18 protein-coding genes and 1 pseudogene are annotated in these 22,883 nt (G+C 69.7%); 4 read left to right on the plus strand and 15 right to left on the minus strand.

What is annotated here, in order from left to right; translation table 11 throughout:
- The 14 genes and pseudogenes from AAG801_RS16785 to AAG801_RS16850 all read right to left on the minus strand — a co-directional run.
- Nucleotides 1–320: pseudogene (locus AAG801_RS16785) on the minus strand (formate hydrogenlyase); the annotation flags it as partial.
- Between the two features lie 10 nt (nt 321–330).
- Entirely contained in the window at nt 331–1,878 is a 1,548-nt protein-coding gene (locus AAG801_RS16790; RefSeq protein WP_341889385.1) for an NADH-quinone oxidoreductase subunit C, read from the minus strand.
- 2 nt (nt 1,879–1,880) lie between these two features.
- Complete coding sequence (locus AAG801_RS16795) at nt 1,881–3,350, minus strand: hydrogenase 4 subunit F (protein ID WP_341889386.1); 1,470 nt, start codon at nt 3,348–3,350, stop codon at nt 1,881–1,883.
- Complete coding sequence (locus AAG801_RS16800) at nt 3,343–4,002, minus strand: formate hydrogenlyase (protein ID WP_341889387.1); 660 nt, start codon at nt 4,000–4,002, stop codon at nt 3,343–3,345. Before AAG801_RS16800 ends, AAG801_RS16795 begins: the two co-directional genes overlap by 8 nt.
- 1 nt (nt 4,003) lies before the next feature.
- A complete protein-coding gene (locus tag AAG801_RS16805; protein ID WP_341889388.1) occupies nt 4,004–4,951 on the minus strand; it encodes an NADH-quinone oxidoreductase subunit H in 948 nt (315 codons plus the stop codon).
- Nucleotides 4,948–6,972: a hydrogenase 4 subunit B gene (gene hyfB / locus AAG801_RS16810; RefSeq protein ID WP_341889389.1), complete on the minus strand. Its 2,025-nt coding sequence runs from the start codon at nt 6,970–6,972 to the stop codon at nt 4,948–4,950. The genes AAG801_RS16805 and hyfB overlap by 4 nt, the downstream gene beginning before the upstream one ends.
- A gap of 2 nt (nt 6,973–6,974) precedes the next feature.
- Nucleotides 6,975–7,235, minus strand: a complete 261-nt coding sequence (locus AAG801_RS16815) for a ribbon-helix-helix protein, CopG family (protein WP_341889390.1) — start codon at nt 7,233–7,235, stop codon at nt 6,975–6,977.
- A 77-nt stretch (nt 7,236–7,312) separates the two neighbouring features.
- The gene (locus tag AAG801_RS16820; RefSeq protein ID WP_341889391.1) at nt 7,313–8,071 is read right to left on the minus strand and encodes a transferase; all 759 of its coding nucleotides are present in this window, start codon (nt 8,069–8,071) and stop codon (nt 7,313–7,315) included.
- Nucleotides 8,072–8,087: 16 nt separating this feature from the next.
- Nucleotides 8,088–8,837 (minus strand): 4Fe-4S dicluster domain-containing protein, encoded by a 750-nt coding sequence (locus AAG801_RS16825; RefSeq protein ID WP_341889392.1) that lies wholly within the window; start codon nt 8,835–8,837, stop codon nt 8,088–8,090.
- A 7-nt stretch (nt 8,838–8,844) separates the two neighbouring features.
- Nucleotides 8,845–10,323, minus strand: a complete 1,479-nt coding sequence (locus tag AAG801_RS16830; protein ID WP_341889393.1) for an NADH-quinone oxidoreductase subunit C — start codon at nt 10,321–10,323, stop codon at nt 8,845–8,847.
- Nucleotides 10,323–11,759 carry a proton-conducting transporter membrane subunit gene (locus AAG801_RS16835; protein WP_341889394.1) on the minus strand — a complete coding sequence of 479 codons (1,437 nt, stop codon included), beginning with the start codon at nt 11,757–11,759 and terminating at the stop codon, nt 10,323–10,325. The genes AAG801_RS16830 and AAG801_RS16835 overlap by 1 nt, the downstream gene beginning before the upstream one ends.
- Before the next feature lie 5 nt (nt 11,760–11,764).
- Nucleotides 11,765–12,382: a hypothetical protein gene (locus AAG801_RS16840; protein ID WP_341889395.1), complete on the minus strand. Its 618-nt coding sequence runs from the start codon at nt 12,380–12,382 to the stop codon at nt 11,765–11,767.
- Entirely contained in the window at nt 12,379–13,317 is a 939-nt protein-coding gene (locus AAG801_RS16845; RefSeq protein ID WP_341889396.1) for an NADH-quinone oxidoreductase subunit H, read from the minus strand. Before AAG801_RS16845 ends, AAG801_RS16840 begins: the two co-directional genes overlap by 4 nt.
- On the minus strand, nt 13,314–15,317 hold the full coding sequence (locus AAG801_RS16850) for a proton-conducting transporter membrane subunit (protein WP_341889397.1): 2,004 nt from the start codon (nt 15,315–15,317) through the stop codon (nt 13,314–13,316). Before AAG801_RS16850 ends, AAG801_RS16845 begins: the two co-directional genes overlap by 4 nt.
- A gap of 124 nt (nt 15,318–15,441) precedes the next feature.
- Between AAG801_RS16850 and AAG801_RS16855 the strand changes: the two genes are divergently transcribed.
- From AAG801_RS16855 to AAG801_RS16870, 4 genes are all read left to right on the plus strand, one after another.
- A complete protein-coding gene (locus AAG801_RS16855; RefSeq protein ID WP_341889398.1) occupies nt 15,442–15,639 on the plus strand; it encodes a ribbon-helix-helix protein, CopG family in 198 nt (65 codons plus the stop codon).
- Nucleotides 15,640–15,868: 229 nt separating this feature from the next.
- Entirely contained in the window at nt 15,869–17,407 is a 1,539-nt protein-coding gene (locus tag AAG801_RS16860) for an extracellular solute-binding protein (RefSeq protein ID WP_341889399.1), read from the plus strand.
- Nucleotides 17,404–18,987 carry an extracellular solute-binding protein gene (locus AAG801_RS16865; RefSeq protein ID WP_341889400.1) on the plus strand — a complete coding sequence of 528 codons (1,584 nt, stop codon included), beginning with the start codon at nt 17,404–17,406 and terminating at the stop codon, nt 18,985–18,987. The genes AAG801_RS16860 and AAG801_RS16865 overlap by 4 nt, the downstream gene beginning before the upstream one ends.
- Entirely contained in the window at nt 18,984–22,175 is a 3,192-nt protein-coding gene (locus tag AAG801_RS16870; protein ID WP_341889401.1) for a response regulator, read from the plus strand. Before AAG801_RS16865 ends, AAG801_RS16870 begins: the two co-directional genes overlap by 4 nt.
- Before the next feature lie 94 nt (nt 22,176–22,269).
- Here AAG801_RS16870 and AAG801_RS16875 read toward each other — a convergent pair whose 3' ends face one another.
- On the minus strand, nt 22,270–22,743 hold the full coding sequence (locus AAG801_RS16875) for an Arm DNA-binding domain-containing protein (RefSeq protein WP_341889402.1): 474 nt from the start codon (nt 22,741–22,743) through the stop codon (nt 22,270–22,272).
- Nucleotides 22,744–22,883 lie beyond the last annotated feature (140 nt).

Raw genomic sequence — 22,883 nt, forward strand, 5'->3', positions numbered from 1 at the left:
TCCCAGGTGCGGCGCAGCGCCTCCGCCATGTGGCGCGACACCGGCCCGGTCACCAGCAGCAGGTCGGCATGGCGCGGGCTGGCAACGAACCGGATGCCCAGCCCCTCGATGTTGTAGTACGGGTTGTTGAGCGCGTGGATCTCCAGCTCGCAGCCGTTGCAGGAGCCGGCATCGACCTGGCGGATGGCCAGCGCCTGGCCGAGGATGGCCAGCACCTCGTCGTGGATGCGCCGTACCTCGGCCAGCGTCGCGTCGTCGACCTTCGGCGGCGCTTCGGTCAGCAGGCCGTTGCGGGTGATCTGGCGCAGGATCTGCCACATGGTTCGACGCTCAGAGGTCGTGGCCTGAATAACTCAGGTTGAACGACTTGTTGATCAGCGGAAAGTCCGGGACGATGTTGCCGATCACGGCATGCTCCAGCACCGGCCAGTTCTGCCACGATGGGTCGTGGCAGTGGCAGCGCAGGATGCGCCCGCCGGCGCCTAGCTGCAGCGCCACCAGCACCTCGCCGCGCCAGCCTTCGACCCAGCCGAAGCCGCGCGAAGGGTCGGCCGGCAGATCCAGCGGAGCCGACACCGCACCGTCGGGCAGGCCGCTGCACAGCTCGCGGATCAGACGCAGCGATTCGAACACCTCGTCGAAGCGCACGGCCACGCGGGCAGCGACGTCGCCGCCGGCCTGTGACGACTTCCTGGTCTCGAGCCGCCGGTAAGGCTGCCAGTCATGGTCGCAGCGCAGGTCGTGCGCCTGCCCGCTGGCGCGGCCGGCCAGGCCCGTCAGCCCGAGGCGGGCGGCCAGCTCCGGCGCCACGCGTCCGGTGCCCATGAAGCGGTCCTGCAGTCCGGCGTGTTCGTCGTAGATCCGGCGCAGACGGCGAACCTCGCTCGCGACCACGTCGCACTGCTGACGCATGGCGTCTCGCTGCGGCAGCGACAGATCGCGCGCGACGCCGCCCGGCACGACCAGGTCCATCAGCAGGCGGTGACCGAAGGCATCCTTCGACAGTCGCTGCCAGTCTTCGCGCAGACGCGAGAACTGCGCCTGGCCGAAGGCCAGCGCGGCGTCGTTGCCGAGCGCGCCGAGGTCGCCGAGATGGTTGGCGACACGTTCGCGCTCGAGCAGCAGTGCGCGCAGGCACTCGGCGCGCGGCGGGGCCAGCACCCCGCAGGCGGCCTCCAGAGCCATGCAGAAGGCCCAGGCGAAGGCGACCGTCGAGTCGCCCGACACGCGGCCCGCCAGCCTGTGCGCCTGCAGCGGCTCCAGCTCGGTGAAGCGGCGCTCGATGCCCTTGTGCGTGTAGCCCAGCCGCTGCTCCAGGCGCAGCACCTTCTCGCCGACCACCGAGAAGCGGAAGTGCCCCGGCTCGATGATGCCGGCGTGCACCGGGCCGACCGGGATCTCGTGCACGCCGTCACCTTCGACGCGCACGAAAGGGTAGTCGGCGGGCAGGCTGTCCGGCTCCGCACCCTCGGGCTGTGCGCCAGCCGCCAGTGGCGGCAGCTCACCGCGCCAGAGGCCGTGATCGAGCCAGGGGCGCTGGTCGCGCGCGCCCTCGGCGTGCAGGCCGCTCAGGTCGGCCATGGCGCGCTGCATCCGCACGGCACAGGCGAATTGCGCCGACAGATCCGGAAACTGCTCCTGCCGGTCGACCAGTGGCAGCTCCACGCACAGCAGCCCGTGCGCCGATGCGAAGGCCGCACAGGCGGCCGGTGATGCGCCCTCCTCTGCTTCAACGCCCCACATCGACACCAGCCGGCCGCCGCTTCGCGCGAAGTGCTGCGCCACTGCCCGCCAGCCGGCGTGGTCGACCACGGCATGCCAGATCGGCAGCGGCGCCGGCGTGCGGGCCGGGCTCAGGTTCAAGTCGTCCCAGCCCATCGTCACTGCCCCACCAGCATGGCGGCCGCCTGGCGGTACCAGGCATCGAGGTAGGGCGGGATGTACAGGCCGAGCATCAGGCCGAGCAGCAGGTGCACGAACACCGGGATCAGCGCCGGCGGGTGGGCCAGTGGCTTCAGCGTGGTCTCGCCAAACACCATCGGCTGCACGCGGCTGAACACCGAGGCGAAGGCCAGGCCGAGCGCGACCAGCAGGAAGGGCGTCGCCCAGGCCTGCTCGCGCATCGCGGTGGTGACGATCAGGAACTCGCTGGCGAACACCCCGAACGGCGGCATGCCCAGGATCGCCAGCGCGCCCAGCATCAGCCCCCAGCCCACCGTCGGGCTGACGCGGATCAGGCCGCGGATCTCGTCCATGATCTGCGAGCCGGCCTTCTGCGTGGCGTGGCCGACGGCGAAGAAGATCGCCGACTTGATCAGCGAGTGCACCGTCATGTGCAGCAGCCCGGCATAGGTGGCGATCGGCCCGCCCATGCCGAAGGCGAAGGTCATCATGCCCATGTGCTCGATCGACGAGTAGGCGAACATGCGCTTGACGTCGCGCTGGCGGATGATGAAGAACACCGCCGCCACCACCGACAGCAGGCCGAAGCCCATCATCAGCCGGCCCGACAGCAGGCTGCTGCCCAGCGCGCCGTCGGTCAGCACCTTGCAGCGCAGCACTGCGTACAGCGCCACGTTGAGCAGCAGGCCGGACAGCACGGCGGACACCGGCGTCGGGCCTTCGGCATGTGCATCCGGCAGCCAGTTGTGCACCGGCACCAGGCCGACCTTGGTGCCGTAGCCGATGAACAGGAAGGCAAAGGCCAGCGTGATGATGTTCGGGTCGAGCCGTGCCTTGACCGCGTCGAGGTGGGTCCACAGCAGCGCCCCGCCCTCCGCCCCGATCACCTTCTCGGCCGCCATGTACAGCAGCACCGTCCCGAACAGCGCCTGCGCGATGCCCACGCCGCAGAGGATGAAGTACTTCCACGCCGCCTCCAGGCTGGCGGCGGTGCGGTAGACGCTGACCAGCAGCACGGTGCTCAGCGTGGCCGCCTCCATCGCCACCCAGACGATGCCGAGGTTGTTGGTGGTCAGCGCCAGCAGCATCGTGAAGCTGAACAGCTGGTACATGCTGTGGTACAGGCGCAGCCGCGGCGGCGTCATCTTGCCGTGGTCGCGCTCGACGCGCATGTAGGGGCGCGAGAAGATCGCGGTGGTCAGGGCGACGAATGCGGTGAGCGCGACCAGGAACACGTTGAGCGCATCGATGTAGAACTCGCTGTCCCACAGCAGCATCGGCCCGTGCTCGATCACCTGCACGGTCAGCGCACCGGCGGCGACCAGGGTGCCGGCGCTGAAGGCGACGTTGACGTCGCGCGCCGCGTCGCGATGGCCGACCAGTGCCAGCACCAGCCCGCCGACGAGCGGGATGCCGAGCAGGAAGGCGAGCGGGTTCAGCTCAATCATCCTTGAGCTTCTCGAGGTGGCGGATGTCCAGGCTGTCGAACTGCTCACGGATCTGGAACATGAACACGCCCAGGATCAGCACGCCGATCAGCACGTCCAGCGCGATGCCGAGTTCCACCACCATCGGCATGCCGTAGGTGGCCGAGGTGGCGGCGAAGAACAGGCCGTTCTCCATCGCCAGGAAGCCGATCACCTGCGGCACCGCCTTGGCCCGCGTGATCATCATCAGGAAGGACAGCAGCACGCAGGCCAGCGCGATGCCCAGCGTGCCGCTGGCCAGCTTGGAGGAGAGCTGCGAGATCGGGATCGCCAGGTTGAAGGCGAAGATGACGACGCCGATGCCGATCAGCATGGTGGTCGGGATGTTGATCAGCGTCTCGACGTCCCAGCGGATCTGCAGCCGGTCGATCACGCGGTGCAGTAGCCACGGGATCAGCAGCACCTTCAGCACGAAGGTGACGCCGGCCGAGAGGTACAGGTGCGGCTGCCCGGTGACGTAGCCCACCACCGTGGTGGCCAGCACCAGCGTGGCGCCCTGCAGCGTGAACAGGTGGATGAGCGACAGGATACGGCGCTGCGAGATCATCGCGAACGCCAGGATCAGCAGCAACGCGCCGAGCAGGTTGACGAACTGGGTCAGCAGTGCGGTCATCTCAGTGCTCGAGAAGCAGGTGGACGAGCATGCCGATCACCGCCAGCAGGAAGGCAGTGGCCAGGAACTCGGGCACGCGGAAGATGCGCATCTTGGCCGACAGCGTCTCCAGCACGGCGAGCGCGAAGCCGCCGATCGCCAGCTTGAACAGCAGCGCGGGCAGTGCCAGCAGCATGGCCAGCGGCGCCTGCGCCTCGGCCACGCCCCAGGGGAAGAACAGTGCCAGGCCGATGCACGAATAGGCGAACAGCTTCAGGCTCGCCGCCCACTCGAGCAGCGCCAGGTGCCGGCCCGAGTACTCGAGGATTAGCGCCTCGTGGATCATCGTCAGCTCGAGGTGGGTGGCCGGGTTGTCCACCGGCACCCGTGCGTTCTCGGCCAGCGAGACCATCGTGAAGGCCACACCCGCGAACGCCAGGCCGGGGTAGATGGCCAGTTCGCGGTGCGCCAGGGTCTCGACGGTGGTGACCAGCGAGGTCGACTTGGAGATCAGCGAGGCCGAGAACAGCACCATCAGCAGCGCCGGCTCGGCGAGGAAGCCGATCAGCATCTCGCGCCGCGCGCCGAGCGTGCCGAACGCCGTGCCGACGTCCATCGCCGCCAGCGAGATGAACACGCGCGCCAGCGCGAAGATGCCGACCAGCGCGATCGCGTCGGCCACCGGCGCCAGCGGCAGGTCGGTCGACAGCGTGGGGATGATCGCGCAGGCCAGCACCATGCAGCCGAACACGACATAGGGCGCGGTGCGGAACAGCCGCGAGGCGTTGTCGGCCAGCACCGATTCCTTGTTGAACAGCTTGTGCAGCGTGCGGTACGGCTGCCACAGGCTGGGCGCCGAGCGGTTCTGCAGCCAGGCCCGCCACTGGTTGACCCAGCCGCTCAGCAGCGGCGCCAGCGCGATCGCCAGCACGATCTCGAGCAGCTGCGAGAGCAGGCCGGTGAGGCTCATCGCATCACCACCAGCAGCGTCGCCACCAGCGTGACGAAGCTGTACAGCAGGTACACCGAGATGCGCCCCTGCTGCATCAGCGAGAGCAGGCGCGCCAGGTACTGCGCCAGGTCGGCGATGGGCAGGTACAGCCAGCGCCAGAAGTGATCTTCCACCGTGACCCGGTAGCGCGGCTGCTCGTCGAAGGGCGTGGGCAACTCGCGCTGCATCAGGAAGAACGGCTCGAAGATCTGCCGGATCGGCTGGCCGAAGCCCTCGGCGGTGTCCTGCATGCGTGCCGTGCCCCACGGGAAGCCGCAGGCCCAGGGCCGATCGCGCCGCAGCCGGCCGTGGTAGAGCACGCGCACCAGCACGAAGGCGAGCGCGAAGCTGGCCAGGATGCCGAGCAGGAAGATCACCGGCCCGTAGCTGGCCTGCTCCGCCCCGTTCGGCGCCAGCAGCCAGCCGCCGGCGGCGACGCGCTCGGCCAGCCCCTCGCCGACGAGCTGGCGCGTCACCGGGTCGAGCAGGCCGATGAACTGCACCGGCAGCAGGCCGAGCGCGACGCAGCCCAGCACCAGCCAGACCATGCCGGTTCGCTCGTACGGCCCTGCGTCGTGCGCCTGCGCGAGTCGCTCCTCGCGCGGCTGCCCGAGGAAGATGACACCGAAGAACTTGACCATCGTGTAGCCGGCCAGCGCCGCGACCAGCGCGATCAAGGCCGCCACCACCGGGATCAGCATGGTCAGCAGCGGCACCGGCAGGCCCGGGCTGAACAGGAAGCTCTGCAGCAGCAGCCACTCGGAGACGAAGCCCCCCAGCGGCGGCAGGCCCGCGCTGGCCAGCACGCCCAGCAGCGTCAGCCAGCCAACCCAGGGCATGCTGCGGATCAGCCCGCCGAGCTTGCCCAGGCTGCGCTGCGAGGTGGCGTGCAGCACGCTGCCGGTGCCCAGGAACAGCAGGCTCTTGAAGAAGGCATGGCTGGCCACGTGGTACAGCGTCGCCGTCAGCGCCAGCGCCGCCATCGGCTTCATGTCGTAGCCGTAGAAGATCAGCGCCAGGCCCATGCCGACGAACAGCAGGCCCATGTTCTCGATCGAGGAATAGGCCAGCAGCCGCTTCATGTCGGTCTGCACCGCCGCGAAGATCACGCCGTACAGCGCGGTGGCCAGGCCCAGCGCGAGCAGCAGCGCGCCCCACCACCACAGCTGCACGTGCAGCAGGTCGAAGGCCACGCGCAGCATCCCGTAGACGGCGGTGTTGAGCATCACCCCGCTCATCAGCGCCGACACCGGTGACGGCGCCGCCGGGTGGGCCTCCGGCAGCCAGACGTGCAGCGGCAGCAGGCCGGCCTTCGCGCCGAAGCCGAACAGCGCCAGCAGGAAGCCCGCCGAGGCCCAGAACGGCGACAGCGTCTGCGCACGCATGTTGTCGAAGCTGTAGTCGCCGGTGTTGGCCTGCAGCACGCCGAAGCACAGGAGGATGGCGATGGCGCCGATGCGCGCCATCGTGATGTAGAGATAGCCCGCCGCGCGCACCTCGGCGATTCGGTGGTTGGCGGTGACGAGGAAGTAGGACGACAGCGCCATCGTCTCCCACATCACCATGAAGGCATAGGCGTCGTCGGCCAGGACCACGCCGACCATGCTGGCCAGGAAGACGTGGTACTCGAGGCACAGCAGGCCCGGCGGCGTGCCCTCGCCCTGGCGGAAGTAGCCGGCGGCGAACACCGAGATGCCGGCCGAGGCGGCGCCGATCACCATCAGGAAGTAGGCCGCCAGGCTGTCCAGCCGCAGGTGGAAAGGCAGGCTCGGCAGGCCGATCGGCAGCACTGCCACCTCGGGCGTGCCCAGCAGCGCGTCGAGCGAGACGCCGAACAGCAGCAGCCCGACCAGCCCACCGAGCGGGAACAGCAGGTGCGCCACCAGGGCGAGGCGGTGCAGCAGCAGCACGCCGGCTGCGCCGACCGCCAGCCACCCCATGCCGACGACGAGCATCCAGTCGATGTGGAGCCACTGGCCGATCGGCGGCAGGCCCGGCATGGTCAACCCTTGCGGCGCGCCCTGGTTGCCTTGGCGGGGTGCGTTGCCCGGGCACTGCGTGCCGTCGCCGGCGCGGGCTCGGCAGACTCGGCGGGCTCCACGCCGCTGGGCGCGTAGCTGACGCCGTGCTGGGCGAGGTAGTCACGGATCATCTGCCGCACCACCTGCGAGGCGGTCAGGTCCTGCTGAGCGCACAGGCGCTCGAACGCCGCCTTCTTGTTCGGATCGATGAGCAGCGTCAACCGCGCAGTCTTGAGCTCCATGGATCTCCGCCATGCGAATGGCATGTTGATCTGATGCGCATCGTACTCGCCGCCCACGCGCAGGAGAAGGGCCGGCGTCAGGGCGTGCCGCGATCCTTCAGCGCACGGCTGACCTGCGCGAACGCACCGAGCAGCTGGTCCGCCGCGCCGCGGGCCAGGCCGCTGGGCCGGCGCACCAGGCCGGGCGCCACGCGGTCGAGCGCCCCGCCCTTGCCGGCGAACACGATGCTGTTGCTCAGCTCGCCATCGTCGACCACCAGCACCGCGGCGTCGAAGCTGCGCTGGATGCGGTCGAGGTGGCGCTGGTAGTGGAGATGCCCGTAGTGCAGGTTGACGACCATCACCCCGCCCGGCGCCAGCATGTCGAAGCAGTCGTCGTAGAAGCGCTGCGAGCACAGCTGGCCGGGCAGGCCGTCGCTGTCGAAGCCGTCGACGACGAGCACGTCCACGCGGGCGGCCGAGTCGCGCACGTACTTCGCCCCGTCGCCATGAAGCACGCGCAGGCGGGCGTCGTCCGGCGGCACGTGGAACTGCTCGCGCAGCGCGATGACGTGCGGATTGATCTCGACCACCTCGATGCAGGCATCGGGCAGGTAGCGGTGGCAGAACTTGGCCAGCGAGCCGCCGCCCAGGCCGATCATCGCGATCTGCCGCGGATCGGGCTGGAACAGCAGGAAGCCCATCATCGTGCGCGTGTACTCCAGGTCGAGCGCGAACGGGTCGCTCAGCCTCATGCGGCTCTGGATCTCGGCGATCGAGAAGTGCAGTGCCTTGTTGGTCAGCGTCTCGTAGACGAAGGGCTTGACGTGGCGGGCGGGGTCGAGGGTCTCGGGCATGGCGTCAGGCGGGCATTCAGCTCTCGATGCCCAGCAGGTCGAGGATGCCGCTGATGAAGGTCAGCGGGTGCGCCGGGCAGCCCGGCACGTAGAGCGCGGGCCGGAAGCGCTCGAGGAAGCCGCGATCGAGTGTGTCGGCACCTTCGAACGGGCTGCCCGAGATCGCGCAGGCACCGACGGCGATGACGAACTTCGGCTCGGGCATGCCGTCCCAGCACAGCTGCAGCGCCTGCGCCATGTTGCGCGAGAGCGGGCCGGTCAGCACCAAGCCGTCGGCGTGGCGCGGCGAGGCGACGATGTCGATGCCGTAGCGGCCGATGTCGAAGTTGACGTTGCCCAGCGCATTGACCTCGAGCTCGCAGGCGTTGCAGCCGCCGGCCGACACCGAGCGCAGCTTGAGCGAGCGGCCGAAACGCTGGCGCAGCGCCGCCGAGACCCGCACCGGGTCGAGCGAGGGCCGCGCGGCGGTGACGATCAGCGCGTCGCGGTCGGTGGCGGCGAGCTTGAAGTCGTTGTCGAAGGAGAGCTTGCCGGCCGGGCACACCGGAGCGCAGTCGCCGCACAGCACGCAGCGGCCCAGGTCGATGCGCACCGGGTCGAGTGCGATCGCCGCCGTCGGGCAGGCGTCCACGCAGGCTGCGCAGCCATGCTCGCAAGCCTTGTCGGCAATGACCGGCTTGCCGCGGAAACCTGCCGGCTCGGCTCGGCGCGGATCCGGGATGAACTGCGAGCCCTGCGAGGCCCTGACCTTGATCGACTTCAGCATGGCCTTCCTACAGGTCGTTCCCGCAGTACGAGAGGTCGAAGCTCTTGTTGCAGATCGGGAAGTCGGAGATCTCGTTCTCGCGCACCGCTTGGGCGAGGCCGAACCAGTTGAGCAGCGACGGGTCCTGCACTTTGTAGTGCACCAGACGGCCGTCCGCGCCGGTCTCCAGCGCCTGCACCACCGGGCCGCGGAAGCCCTCGCGCAGCGTCACGCACAGCATGTGGGGGCCCAGCGGGCCGGGCGAGGTCAAGCGGTTCGCCGACAGGTCGACCTCCGGCGCTTCGAGCACCTGGCGCAGCCAGCGCAGCGACTCGTCGATCTCGCGCATGCGCAGGCGCAGCCGCGCCCAGCAGTCGCCGCCCTGCTCCACCTGCATCGCCAGCGGCCGATCGGTGTAGAGCCGGCCCGGCCGCTCGGTCCGCAGATCCGTCGCCACGCCGCTGGCACGGGCGGCGAGGCCGACGACGCCGAGGTCCTGGGCGGCCTGCGTGCTGAGCACGCCAGTCCCCTTCAGGCGCGACTGCACGCTGCGCGCGGAGAGCATCAGCGCGTTCACCTCGGCGCAGTCCTTTCCGAACGCTGCCAGCGTGCCGAGCAGATCGCGCCGGCGCTCCTCGCCCAGCCCCTCGCGAACGCCGCCCGGGCGCAACCAGCCGCGCCCGAAACGGTTGCCGCAGAGGCGCTGGGTGGCGTTGATGATTGCCGTGCGCAGGCGGCCGTAGCTGGCGCCGCCTTGCAGGAAGGCGATGTCGGTGGCCAGGCCGGTGAGCGCGACCAGGTGCATCGCAATGCGCTCCAGCTCCAGCGCCACTCCGCGCACCAGCTCCACCTCGGGGCGGATGGGCACGCCGGCCAGCGCCTCGACGGCGGCGCAGTAGCCCCAGGCATAGGCGATGCTGCTGTCGCCCGCGATCGACTCGACCAGCGAGCTCAGCGCCAGCGGCGGGCGTCGCAGCAGCAGCGCCTCGACGCCGCGGTGCTGGTAGCCGAGCTGGATCTCGAGGTGCGCCACCCGCTCGCCGTGGCACATGAAGCGGAAGTGGCCGGGCTCGATGACGCTGGCGTGGATCGGCCCGACACCGACCTCGTGCACCTCCTGGCCGCGCATCGTGAAGAACGGGTAGGCGTCGAGGCCTTGCTGGCGCGCGCCCTCGAAGCGCACCGGCTTCAGCCAGGGGTGGCCCTCGGGCAGCAGGCCGGTCTGCTCCCACAGTTCGCGTTCGAACATCTGCGCCGCCGGTAAGCGCGCGGTCAGCGCCGGGTAACGGCCGCCGCGCGGCGCGCGCGCGCGCAGCACTGCCAGCGCCGCCCCCGGCGAGTGCAGCACCGCGGTGACGAGAACCTCGCCGCCGTCGGGGCGGCCGAACAGGGTGACGATGCGCGCGCCGGCGGCCAGCGAGCAGCCGATCGCCTCGGCCCAGGCGTCGATGGCCAGCGGCTCGAGCTCGTGCGTCGGCACCATCACGATCGGCTGCGTCGGGTCCATCACGGCCCTCCGATCGATTGCGCCACCTGCACCAGCAGCTGCGCGATCGGTGCCGGCGTGTACACGCCGAGCAGCACCAGCACGAGCACGAAGCCCAGCTTGGGCAGCGCGGTGAACCAGGGCTCGCGCACCGGCGGGCGCTGCTCCAGCGGCTCGCCCCACAGCATCGGGAAGATCGAGCGCCCGGTGGCGACGAAGATGATGGTCAGCATCGTGCACATCAGCGTGAAGGCGATCAGGTTGCCGGCCTGCACGATGCCCGAGAGGATCAGCATTTCCGCCATGAAGCTGCCGAAGGGCGGGAAGCCGAGCAATGCGAAGGTGCCCACGGCGAACAGCGCGCCGGAGAACGGCAGCACGCGGATCACGCCGGCCAGCGCCCGGCTTTCGTTGGTGCGGTAGACCGCGCGCAGCCGGCCGGCGGTGAGGAACAGCAGCGCCTTCACGAAGGCGGCGCTGACCACGTACAGCAGCACGCCATAGGCTGCCGCCTTGCCGACCGACAGCCCGATCGCGATGACGCCCGACGAGCTGACGCAGGCATAGGCGATCAGCCGCTTGTAGTTGCGCGCCGCCATCACCTGCACCGCGGCGATGACCAGCGACAGGCAGCCCATGATCAGCAGCTCGTGGGACACGAAGCCGGTGTCCTGCCCGCGGAACACCTGCAGCACGCGCAGCACCGCGACGATGCTGATGTTGAACTGCACCGCCGCGAGCAGCGCGCTGGTGCTGGTGGGCGCGGCTTCGTAGGTCTCCGGCAGCCAGCTGTACAGGGGCGCGAGGCCGAGCTTGCTGCCCAGGCCGAAGAGCATCAGCGCCAGCCCGAGGCGCTGCCAGCCGTCGGCCGCGGTGGGCAGCGACAGCGCCATCTCGTCGAAGGCGAAGTCGAGCACCACGCCCTGCAGCTGCGCCGAACGGGTCAGGCACAGGATGCCCAGGAAGGTCAGCGCCAGCGAGATGCTCGAGTACAACAGGTAGTGCCAGGCCACGCGGCGCGGGCGCAGCGCCTCGCCCTGCGCGACCAGCGGCGCGGCGCACACGGCGGTGAGCTCGATGAAGGCCCACAGCAGCAGCAGGTGGTTGGCCATCACGCCCAGGTTCATCGCCGCCATGAAGGCCAGCGTCAGCAAGGCACGCGCCTTCATCTTCGGCGCCAAGGCCGGCGAGCGGCTCGCCAGCGACGACATGTAGACGCTGATGCCGAGGAACACGCTGTTGATGACCAGCAGGAAGAGCATGGCCGTGGCGTCGAGCACGAACCAGCGATGCACGAAGTACAGCGGCAATTCGGCCAGCGGCGTGCGCGCGAACACGATCACGGTGGCTGCGAACGCCATCAGTGCCGCGCCGACCAGCACCGGACCCGCCCACGGCACACCCACCGGCCGGGCGCCCTCCGAGCCGGCGCCGGGGTTCACAACGGGACCCGACACGACGCTCACGGCCGCTTGCCCTCCGAGGCGGCATCGGCGACGGCATGAACCGGCGCATCGGGCCGCCCGATCAACCACGCACCGACACCGATCGTCATCAGGTAGATCATGCCGAGCGCGACATGCACCGGCAGCGGCCAGGGCTCGGGCAGCAGCGACTCGAACAGCGCCAGTGCGTTCTCCATGAAGAGCACCGCCACCAGCTGCGCCGGCGGCGCGTCGTTGACCGCCAGCAGCAGCAGGGCCACTGCGACGGTGGCGCCGACGGTGCCCAGGGTCAGTGCGTGGCGGTCGTCCAGCGCCGGCGCACCGAACTCGAAGGCCAGCACGATCAGGGTGATCGCGATCGCCCAGGCGAACAGGTTGGACGGCATCAGCTCGAGGTCGGGCTCGGCACGGCCGCGGACAGCACGGCGCAGCAGCTGCGGCGCGATCAGCGCCCGCACCAGCAACACCTCGGCCAGCGCCGCCAGCGCATGCGCCGACCACGAACCGTGCGATGCTGCGCCCGCCCAGGCCAGCGCCACGCCCTGCAGCGTCAGCCAGAACGGCGCCGAGCGGATGCGGCCGAAGAAGACGGGCAGGACCGTCGTGACGAGGAAGAGGATCAGCGGCGCCTTCATGCGGCCCCCGCCATCCAGCCCGCGACGCCGAGGCCGAGCGCGGCCAGCGCCGACGCCAGCATCAGGTAGCGCGGCACGTAGCGCAATCGCAGGCGAGCCACCAGCGACTCCACGCAGCCGACCGCGACGGCGACCGCCGCCATGATCGCCAAGGTGACGACCACCGCCGCCAGCGGCGCGGCGAAGGGATCGACGGGGTTGAGCAGCGCAGCGATCAGGCCGGCATAGATCGTCATCTTGACCGCGGCGGCGTACTGCATCGCGGCCAGCTCGGGGCCGCTGTGGTCGAGCACCATGACCTCGTGGATCATGGTCAGCTCGAGGTGGGTGAGCGGGTCGTCGACCGGTACGCGCGCCGCCTCGGCCTGCAGCAGCACGAACAGCACCGCCACCGCCGGCCCCGCCAGCCAGGGGTAGCTCGGCGTGCCCTGCCAGTGGCCGATGGCGCCGGCAAAGCTGGTCTGCCCGGTGGCCAGCGCGGCCGTGCCGATCAGCAGGAACAGCGCCGGCTCGACGAAGGCCGTGAACGACGCTTCGCGCGCCGTGCCCATGCCTTCGAACGAACTGCCGACGTCCATCGCACTGAGCATCAGGAACAGCCGCGCCAGGCCCAGCGTGTAGGCGAAGACGATGAAGTCGTGCTCGAACTGCAGCGGCGCCACCGGCCCGAGCATCGGCGCGATCTGCGCCGCCATCAGCGAAGCCGCCAGCACCACCCAGGCACCGGCGCGGAACAGCGGCGTCGTCACCGCACTGAGCACCGGCCGCTTGGCCGACAGCCGCATCAGGTCCCACAGCGACTGCAGCAGCCGCGGCCCCTTGCGCCCGCCCCACCACGACTTGGTGCGGTTGACGAGGCCGACCAGCAGGATCGGTGCCGCCAGCACGATGAGCCCATGCGCCGCGAGCAGCAGCAACGGCACGCCGCCGGTCACCGCAGCGCCCCGCCGGCCAGCGCGATCACGCCGGCGATGAGGATGATGGCCACCAGTGCGGCGGCGAAGGCCAGGCGCGGATCGTCCTCGCGCAGGCGGCGCGACAACTCGGTAGCCGACTCGTCGCCGTGCCTGATGACCGAGAAGAGGCGCCGCTCGACCGCGTCCACGCAGTCGGTGACCAGGTGGCCGTCCTTCGGGAAGTAGCCCTCGGGCGCGTGCTGCCGGCGCAGCAGCACCATCACGCCGCGGAACGGCTGGCTGAAGTCCCAGGAGAAGCTCGAGCCGGTGTACTGCATGCGTGTGTTCGGCGCCGTGTAGCCGCAGCCCCAGGTGACGTGACTGGCCGCCGCGGGGCCGCCGAAGCGCGCACGCTGCCACCACAGGATCGCCACCGCCACCGCGAGCCCCGCCGACAAGGCGCCGATGCGTGTCAGCGTTCCGCCCAGCGCATCCAGGGCCTGCGTGCCGGCGCCCGGCAAGGCGGCGAGCGCCAGCCGCACCGAGCCTTCCACCAGCGCGAGCCCGAGCACCGGCGCCACGCCCAGCACCACCACCCCGGCGGCATGAAGCAGCGTCGGCGCCAGCATCCAGCGGCTCACTTCCTGCGGGCGTTCGATCGACGGGTCGCGCGGCGCCCCGAGGAACACCACGCCGAAGCCTCGCGTGATGCTCAGTGCGGAGACCGCGCCGACGAAGGCCAGGCCCGCAGCCGCCGCGGCCAGGGCCACCTTGGCCCAGGCGGCGATCGGCTGGCCATTGATGAGCCCCGAGTAGATGACGAACTCGCTGGTGAATCCGTTGAGCGGCGGCAGCGCCGCGATGGCCACGCCGCCGAGCACGAAGCTGACCGCCGTCCACGGCATCAGCCGCGCCAGCCCGCCGAGCCGCTCGATGTCCACCGTGTGGGTGGCCTGGTAGACCGCGCCGGCGGCATAGAACAACTGGCACTTGAAGAAGGCATGGTTGAGCACGTGCAGCAGCCCGCCGGCGAAACCCAGCGTCACCAGGGCCGGGTTGCCCCAGGCCAGGCCGAGGCACCCGACACCCAGGCCGATGCCGGCGATGCCGACGTTCTCGGTCGACGAGTAGCCCAGCAGGCGTTTCAGGTCGCGCTGGCCGACGGTGTACAGCGCACCGATCACCGCCGAGAGCAGCGAGAAGCCGATCAGGAACCAGCCCATCCACTCGTCGGGCTGGCCGATCAGCAGGATGAAGCGCACCAGGGCGTACAGGCCCGCCTTGTGGATCACCCCGGACATCAGTGCCGACACATGGGCCGGCGCCGCGGCATGGGCGCGCGGCAGCCAGGAGTGGAACGGGAAGAACGCCGACTTGAGCCCGAAGCTGGCCAGCAGCAGCAGGAAGACGAGGTTGCGCTCCGCGCCGGGGTGGGCCTGCAGCCAGCGGCCGAAGCTGCCCATCTCCCACGACGCCGAGTGCGTGTAGAGGATCATGAACGCGGCGACCAGGAAGATCAGGCCGATGTGCGTCGAGACCAGGTAGTTGAAGCCGGCGAAGCGCACCTTCTGGTTGGGATAGTCCCAGATCACCAGCAGCCAGGCTGCCAGGGCAGCGATCTCCCAGCCGAGCAGGAACACCAGCGCGTGGTCGGCGGTGTAGACGAGCACGAACGACAGCGCGGTCAGGTTGAGCAGCGCGTAGTGCACGCCGACATGGCGCTCGCCGTCGAAATGGCGTTGCAGGTAGCCCACCGCGTAGACGCTGCCGAGCAGCGTCATCGGCAGCGACCAGGCGAGGAAGAAGCCGCCCAGGGCGTCGAGCCGCATCTTCAGCGTGCCCACCGGGTGGGCCCAGGCCAGTTCGCCCTCCAGCGGCGCCCCGCCCAGCACCACCGGCACTGCCACCGACAGCACCAGCAGCATCGCCAAGCCCTGCGACAGCAGCCCGAAGGCAGCACGCAGCCGATTGCGCACCGGCAACAGGCAGGCCAGTGCCCCGGCCAGCAGCAGCACCTGGGCGGCGAGCAGGACGTTCACTCGGCGGGCGACGCGCAGGGCGGCTGCGCGCTCGGGCTGGACACTCTGGGCACTCTCATCGGGATGCAATCCGGTTCGCTTTGTATGATACTCCTATGTTAATAGGATGACATACGGAGCAGCCATGGAACAGAAGACTGCGCGCCTGACGGTGCTGGTGGATCCAGCCAAGAAGAAGGCCTTCGAGGCCCTGTGCGCGCGGCAGGACGTGACGCCCTCGCAAGTCGTGCGCCGCCTGATCCGCGACTACCTGGCGCAGCATGGGGTCGGCTACCTGCCCGGCAGCGCGGAGTCCGAAGACGACGACGCCGTGAAGCGCTGAGCGCGACTCCGCGCGCAGGTGCCGGTCCGCCTGCCTGTTCGAGCGGGTTGGCCCGTCTTGCACAGGCGCGGGAGGCAGGCGCAAGATGCCGCAAGGGCTGCGGACGTGCCTGCAAACGACACTCGGAGGTGGCGTGGACGTGCGTCGATGGATTGCGGGGTGTGGCGTGCCGCTGGCAGCGAGCATCTGCCTTCAGGCCTTCGCACAGGGCGTTGACGCACCGGCCCCGTTGAAGGGCTCCGACTCGGCGCTGGTGCGCCCCGGTGACCTCGTCCCACCGCGCGTGGCGGCGCCCTGCGCGCCGGGCCGCTGCCCCTTCGAGGGCCAGCACGTGACGGTGCTCGCGGTCGACAGCCAGCCGATCGGTGCACCGCTCGTCGAACTGAAGGCCGAGTTCGAAGCGGCCACCGGTGCCACGCTGGACATCGTCCGACGCCCGAACGGGGATTTGTTTGCCACGCTGATGGGCGACCTGACCAGCGGCGGCGGCAGATTCGACGCGTGCATCGCCGGCGCCTGGTGGCTGGGTGAGCTGGTCGAGAGCAACTACCTGCTGCCCTACGATGCGTTCTACCGCGATGCGCGCTTCCCGGCCTGGGACATCGACCAGGTGCTCCCGGCGCCACGGGCCCTGCTGCGCTACGGCGGCCGCAAGTACATGGTCGCGAACGACCACGACGGACAGGTCATGCACTACCGCCGCGACATGCTGAACGACCCTCGGCATCGGGCGGCATTCCAGAGGGCCTACGGACGACCCCTCGACGTGCCCGCGACCTGGGAGGAGTTCCGCGACGTCGCCGCGTACTTCAACGGCAAGGACCTGAACGCAGACGGCGAGCCCGATCATGGCGTCGTGCTGCCCCTGATCAGCGGCGCGCAGGGCATGTTCCACTACATGTCGCTGTCCGCACCCTTCGTCATCGGCCCGTCCAACCCGCACCTCTACTGGTTCGACCCGCGCACGATGAAGCCGCTGATCGACAGCCCCGGCCACGTGCGGGCGCTGACGCTTCTGTCGAGCCTGGTGCAGTACGGGCCCAAGGAGATGCTGCGCTGGGATCTGGGCCGCGGCTGGGATCATTTCCTCGCCGGCCGCGCCGCGCTCGCCGTGACCTGGGGCGACCTGGCCGCGCTGGCGCAGCAGCCGGGCAGCCGCGTGCGCGGCAAGGTTGGCGCGGCCCAGTTGCCGGGCGCACGTGAGTACTACGACATCGGCCAGAGCCGCTGGGTGAAGACCCACGCGCCGAACCGCGTCGGCAACACGACGGGCGGCTCCTGGGCCGGCGTGATTTCACGCTACTCGAAGGCGCCCGAGGCCGCCTACTACCTGCTCGCGCTGATGGCGTCGCAACAGAAGTCCAAGGTCTATGCCGCGCGCGGCTGGGACGGCATCGACCCGGGACGTCGTTATCACTTCCCGCCCCCGAACGGAACGGCCGAGCTCGAGAACTACGTGCGCGCCGGCTGGGACGCCACTGACGTGCGCGACTTCCTTCAGGCCTACCACGACACCTACAGCAACCCGTTGCAGCTGCCCTACCTGCGGATTCCCGGTGCCTACAGCTACTGGCTGGCCCTGGACCTGCATCTGGCAGAAGCCACCTCGGGACAGCTCAGCCCCGAAGCGGCCTTGAAGGCGGCGGCGGTCGACTTCGAAGACATCACGATCCGACTCGGTCGGGAGCGCCAGCGAAACGCCTATCGCATGTCGCTGGTCCCGGCAGGGCCGGCGCCTGCGGCGCTGCCGAAGGGAGGCGTACGGTGAACACTGCCATGAAGTGCTGGGCCGCGTGCCTGGCAGCCGTCACGCTCAATGCGGGCGCGCAGGAGGCGAAGCCGTCGTCGGTCGAAGAGCCCAAAGCCGCGCTTGCCGGCGCTGGCGGTGCGGTGCCGCCGCGTGTCGCTCCGCCGTGCAAGCCAGGCGCCTGCCGGTTCGCCGGCCAGCGTGTCACGGTATTGATGAACCGCGAACCCCGGGCCGGGGCGCTCGGCGAGGTGAAAGCCGAGTTCGAGGCGGCCACCGGCGCGACGCTCAACCTGGTGCAGGTTCCGTTCCAGGAGTTCTTCCCGACCTTCATGTCGGACCTGACGAGCGCCCTGGGCCGATACGACGCGGCCTATGCGCCCTCCTGGTGGCTCGGCGAGCTGGTCAGCGGCGGCCACCTGGCGGCGTACGACAAATACCACGCGAACCCGCGCTTCCCGAGATGGGACGTCGACCAGGTGCTGGAGGGGCCGCGCCGGCTGCTCAGCTACGGCGGCAGCAAGTACATGGTCGCCAACGATCACGACGGTCAGGTGATGTTCTATCGCCGCGACCTGCTGGCGGACCCGCAGCACCGCCAGGCGTTCGCGGCCAGGTTCGGCTACCCGCTGGGCGTGCCGTCGACCTGGAAGCAGTTCCGCGACGTCGCCGAGTACTTCAACGGCAAGGACCTGAACGGCGACAGCGTGCCCGACTACGGCGTGACGATGTACCTGGAGGTCGGCGTGCAGGGCATGTTCCACTTCATGTCGTTCTCGGCACCCTTCGTCATCGGCCCGTCCAACCCGAACCTGTACTGGTTCGACCCGACGACGATGAAGCCTCTCATCGACAGCCCCGGACATGTGCGGGCGCTCGAGGATCTCGTCGAACTGAGCCGGTTCGGACCGAAAGAAATGCTGCAATGGGATCTCGGCAAGACCTGGGGGCTGTTCCTGTCCGGGCGGGCTGCACTGGCCTTCAGCTGGGGTGATCTCGCCGGGATGGCGCAGGATCCCCCCAGCCAGGTGCGCGGCCGGACCGGCTCCGCGCCGATGCCCGGTACCTCGGCGTACTACAGCATCCCCGCGGGACGCTGGGTCGACACCGCCGCCCCCCATCGGGTCGGCAACACGACCGGCGCCTCCTGGGCCGGCGTCATCTCGAAGTACGCCAAGGCGCCGGAAGCGGCGTACTACCTGTTTGCGCTGATGGCGACGAGGGAGAAGTCGCAGGTCTACGCGGTGCGCGGCTGGGACGGCATCGATCCCGGACGGAGCTTCCACTTCCTGCCCCCCGACGGCACAGGGAAACTCGAAACGTACCTGACGGCGGGTTGGGACGAGGCCGATGTGCGCGACTATCTGCGCGCCTGCTTGCAGAACTTGAGCAATCCGTTGCAGCTCCCCTACCTTCGCATCCCCGGGGCGTACAGCTACTGGCAGGCGCTCGATGTCCACCTTGCCGCGGCGGCGGCCGGCCAGCTCAGTCCGGCGGCGGCGCTGAAGGCGGCCGCGGTTGATTTCGAGGAGATCACGATCCGGCTGGGGCGGGAGTCACAGCGCCGCGCCTACCTGAATTCATTGGGTCTGGGACGATGAGCCGCATCGGCGCCGCAGCCTGGCGCGAGCGCATCGGCGCGCTGGGCCTCGGCGGCAAGCTGACGATCGCCTTCGGCGCGTTGGCCAGCGTGACGCTGCTGGTGGTGGCAGTGACGTGGATCGGCGGCCTTCGTATCGCCGACGAGATCGAACGCGCCGAGAGCCTGCGCCGCCCGGCGCTGCTCGCTACCACGCAGGCGCAGGCGAGCCTGCTGAGGATGCAACTGCACCTGCGCGGCTACCTCGTGCTGAGCGATCCGCACGACTTGCTGCAGTACGACGCGGCGCGGCGCGCCTTCGAGGCCAGCCTGGCCTCGCTGCAGGCGCTGTCGGCCAGTTGGCCCGAGGCCGACGCCGTCCGTTCGCTGCACGAGCTGGTCGGCGAGTACGAACGCTGGGCCCGGCTTCCGCCCCAGCTGTTTTCGCTGCACGACGATCCGCTGAAGAACCGACCGGCGTTGCGGCTGTCGCGACTGGAAGTGCAGTCGCGGCGGGTCCAGGTGCTGGATGCACTCGGTCGCATCCTCGAGCGCCAGAGCCCGAACGTGGATCGATCGCAGCCTGCGCTGCGTACCGACCTGCTGCGCTTCCAGACCTCCTTCGACGCGATGGTCACCAACCTGATCGCCTTCGGCGCGTCGGGCGACCTCAATTTCAAGCTCGCCTACGGACCGCAGCTCTCCACCAACGCCGCGGCATGGACTGCGGTCAGCGCCCGGCGTGCGCTGCTCGACCTGGAACAGCGCGCGCTGCTCGACGACGTCGCCCGCCTGCGGGCCGAAGTCGCGGACCTGGCGCTGCAGGTCTTTGCCATCGTCGGCGGCGAGCGTGCCGACGAGGACCTCTACCTGTACCGCACGCAGGTGGCGCCGCGCGCTGCCGAGATGCTGGGGCGCCTGACCCGCCTGACCGAGGCGCAGGAGCTGGCGTTCGATGCCGCGATGACCCGTGCTTCGGACGGCATCTCCAGCGCCCGGAGCGTGGCGGGTGTGGGCGGGCTGCTGGCGCTGGGTGTGGCGGTGTTGCTGGCGCACCGCTTCCGCCGCCACATCGTCGCTCCGGTTCGGCGGCTCACCGGCGTGGCCGAGCGCGTCGCCGCCGGCGACCTGACGGCGCGCGCAACGCCGCAATCGCGTGACGAGATCGGCGTGCTGGGCAACAGCATCAACACGATGACTCAGCGCCTCGCGGACTCGATCGCTCACCTCGAGTCGGCGTATGCCGAGGCGCAGCACGCTCGTGACGCCGCCGAGGAGGCCAATCGCGCCAAGAGCGAGTTCCTGGCCAACATGAGCCACGAGATCCGCACGCCCATGAACGCGATCCTGGGCATGTCCCACCTGGCGCTGGGCAGCGGCCTGAACCCGCAGCAGTTGAACTACGTGCAGAAGGTGCACCGTGCGGCCGAATCGCTGCTCGGCATCATCAACGACATCCTCGACTTCTCCAAGATCGAGGCCGGGCACCTCGACATGGAGCGTGTACCGTTCGAGCTCGGCGACGTCCTCGACGACCTGGCCACGCAGGTCGGCATGAAGGCCGAGGAAAAGGGCCTCGAACTCGTGTTCGCCCTGCCGACGGGCCTGCCGGCAACACTCGAAGGCGACCCGATGCGGCTCGGCCAGGTGCTGCTCAATCTGGGCAACAACGCCGTCAAGTTCACCGAACGCGGCGAGATCGTGGTCAAGGTCGACGTGGTCGAGTGCACCGCAGCCGACGTGCTGCTTCGCTTCGAGGTGTGCGACAGCGGCATCGGCATCGGCGCCGAGCAGCAGCAGCGGCTGTTCCAGCCCTTTGCGCAGGCCGACAGTTCGACCAGCCGGCGCTACGGCGGCACCGGCCTCGGCCTTGCGATCAGCAGCCATCTGGTCCGGATGATGGGCGGCGAGATCGGACTGAGCAGCACGCCGGGCCACGGAAGCCGCTTCCATTTCACGGCGCGCTTCGGGTTGCCGCCCCAACAGGCAGCGAGCCCCTCGCGGACAGCCCGGCTCCAGGGTGTGCGCGTGCTGATCGCCGATGACAACGAGGTCGCCCGCGCGTTGCTGGTCGAGATGACGCGAAGTTTCGGGATGCTGCCCGAAGCGGTGCCGGACGGCCTGGCGGCGTTGAGGACGATCGAGCGTGCCGACGCCGAAGACCAGCCCTTTCAGCTGCTGCTGCTGGACTGGAAGATGCCCGTGGCGGACGGCGTCGAGTGCGTGGCGGGACTGGCGCAAACGCGACTGCGCCACCCTCCCCCCGTGGTGCTGATGCTGACAGCCTTCAGCCGCGACGAAGTCACGCGCCGGTTGGTCGCGCAGGATCTGGCAGCGGCGGCGACGTTGATGAAGCCGGTGACGCCGTCCACGCTGCTGGACACCTGCATGGGCGCGTTGCAGCTGCCGCGGGAACAGGTGCTGCGAAGCCAGCGGCGTGACGACGCCCTGCAGCAGCACCGTGCGAGCGTGGCTGGCGCGCGCATCCTGCTCGTCGAGGACAACCCGATCAACCAGGAACTGGCACGCGACCTGCTGACCCGGGCCGGTGTCGTTCTTGCCACGGCCGACAACGGCCAGCAGGCGCTGGAGCAGCTCGAACGCGAGGATTTCGATCTCGTGCTGATGGATTGCCAGATGCCGGTGATGGACGGCTACGCCGCCACGCGGGTGCTGCGCCAGCAGGCACGCTGGCGCGACCTGCCGGTGATCGCCATGACGGCCAACGCCATGGTCGGTGACCGGGAGAAGGTGCTGGCCACGGGCATGAATGACCACGTCGCCAAGCCGATCAAGGTCGACGAGCTGTTCGCCACCTTGTCGCGCTGGATCCGGCCTGCGGCACGCGGCATCGACCTGGATGCCGCGCGTACAGCGCTCGGCGACGCCGCGCTGTACGCGCGGATTGCCGGCATGTTCGTCGAGCGCGAAAGCGGCTTCGTCGATCGTTTCACCGCAGCGCGCAGCGCCGCCGACCACGCCGCCATGAGCCGGCTGGCCCACGACCTGAAGAGCCTCGCCGCTACGTTGGGCGCGCATGTGCTGTCGCAGGCCGCTGCCGCGCTGGAACAGGCCTGCGCGGACCCGACCTCCGCTGGGCTCGACGCGCTGCTCGAGCGCGTCGGCATGGAACTCGAGGTATCCCTGGCCGCGTTGCGCTCGGTCTCGGGTGGCGAGGGGCGCGCAAGCGCCAGCAGACAGACCTCGTAGCGCCCGGGCGATGCGCGGGGGACTTCGCGCCGTACAGGCAAAGAGTCGGAGCGCCTGCTGTCGGCTCAGGCCGGCTTGAGTTGCTGAAGCAGGGTCAGGCGAACACGTCGCGTGACTGCACCTCGTCGAGCTGCATGTCGCCGATGGCGGGGCAGACGCAGGCATCGAGCCAGCGCACGGTCTGGGCCACGTTGCCGCGCGACCGATAGAACAGCGTCTCGTCGACCCAGCGCTCGGCGAAGGTGCGGAAGCACAGGCGGCGCGCGTCGGCGGCCCTTTGCTCTGTCGACTGCGCCCGCTTGGCTTTGGCCGCGCTCTGCCCGCGCTCCAGCAGCGCGCGCGGTTCCCCATGGCGGTCACGCGCTTGCTTGATGGTGAAGGCCGGGTAGGCGCCGATCGTCACCTTCTCGCGCTTGCCGTCGAGGTGGTACTTGAAGCGCCAGGTCTTCGAGCCCGACGGCATGACCTCAAGTAGCAGGCCGCCGCCATCGGTCAGGTCGCAACGCTTGTCCTTCGGCCTCGCGTTGTCGATCGTCGCGGGCTTCAGGACGTAGTTGATGTGTCGCATGCGGGGCCACCGTCGCCCCGGTGGCCCCACATGTGGCCCCGTCCCGATGCGATGTCAAGAAACCGTCCGGGACCTGAAAGGACAAAAACCCCAGTCGAATCCGCGATCTGGGGTTTCTGTTGCGACCATCCGGGACGTCC

It is taken from the genome of Variovorax sp. YR752 (assembly GCF_943372545.1).

Excerpts from the sequence above, each read along its gene's own strand:
- AAG801_RS16790 (WP_341889385.1), bottom strand. The coding sequence starts at position 1,878 with ATGGGCTGGGACGACTTGAACCTGAGCCCGGCCCGCACGCCGGCGCCG.
- AAG801_RS16795 (WP_341889386.1), bottom strand. The coding sequence starts at position 3,350 with ATGATTGAGCTGAACCCGCTCGCCTTCCTGCTCGGCATCCCGCTCGTC.
- AAG801_RS16800 (WP_341889387.1), bottom strand. The coding sequence starts at position 4,002 with ATGACCGCACTGCTGACCCAGTTCGTCAACCTGCTCGGCGCGTTGCTG.
- AAG801_RS16805 (WP_341889388.1), bottom strand. The coding sequence starts at position 4,951 with ATGAGCCTCACCGGCCTGCTCTCGCAGCTGCTCGAGATCGTGCTGGCG.
- hyfB (WP_341889389.1), bottom strand. The coding sequence starts at position 6,972 with ATGCCGGGCCTGCCGCCGATCGGCCAGTGGCTCCACATCGACTGGATG.
- AAG801_RS16815 (WP_341889390.1), bottom strand. The coding sequence starts at position 7,235 with ATGGAGCTCAAGACTGCGCGGTTGACGCTGCTCATCGATCCGAACAAG.
- AAG801_RS16820 (WP_341889391.1), bottom strand. The coding sequence starts at position 8,071 with ATGCCCGAGACCCTCGACCCCGCCCGCCACGTCAAGCCCTTCGTCTAC.
- AAG801_RS16825 (WP_341889392.1), bottom strand. The coding sequence starts at position 8,837 with ATGCTGAAGTCGATCAAGGTCAGGGCCTCGCAGGGCTCGCAGTTCATC.
- AAG801_RS16830 (WP_341889393.1), bottom strand. The coding sequence starts at position 10,323 with ATGGACCCGACGCAGCCGATCGTGATGGTGCCGACGCACGAGCTCGAG.
- AAG801_RS16840 (WP_341889395.1), bottom strand. The coding sequence starts at position 12,382 with ATGAAGGCGCCGCTGATCCTCTTCCTCGTCACGACGGTCCTGCCCGTC.
- AAG801_RS16855 (WP_341889398.1), top strand. The coding sequence starts at position 15,442 with ATGGAACAGAAGACTGCGCGCCTGACGGTGCTGGTGGATCCAGCCAAG.
- AAG801_RS16870 (WP_341889401.1), top strand. The coding sequence starts at position 18,984 with ATGAGCCGCATCGGCGCCGCAGCCTGGCGCGAGCGCATCGGCGCGCTG.
- AAG801_RS16875 (WP_341889402.1), bottom strand. The coding sequence starts at position 22,743 with ATGCGACACATCAACTACGTCCTGAAGCCCGCGACGATCGACAACGCG.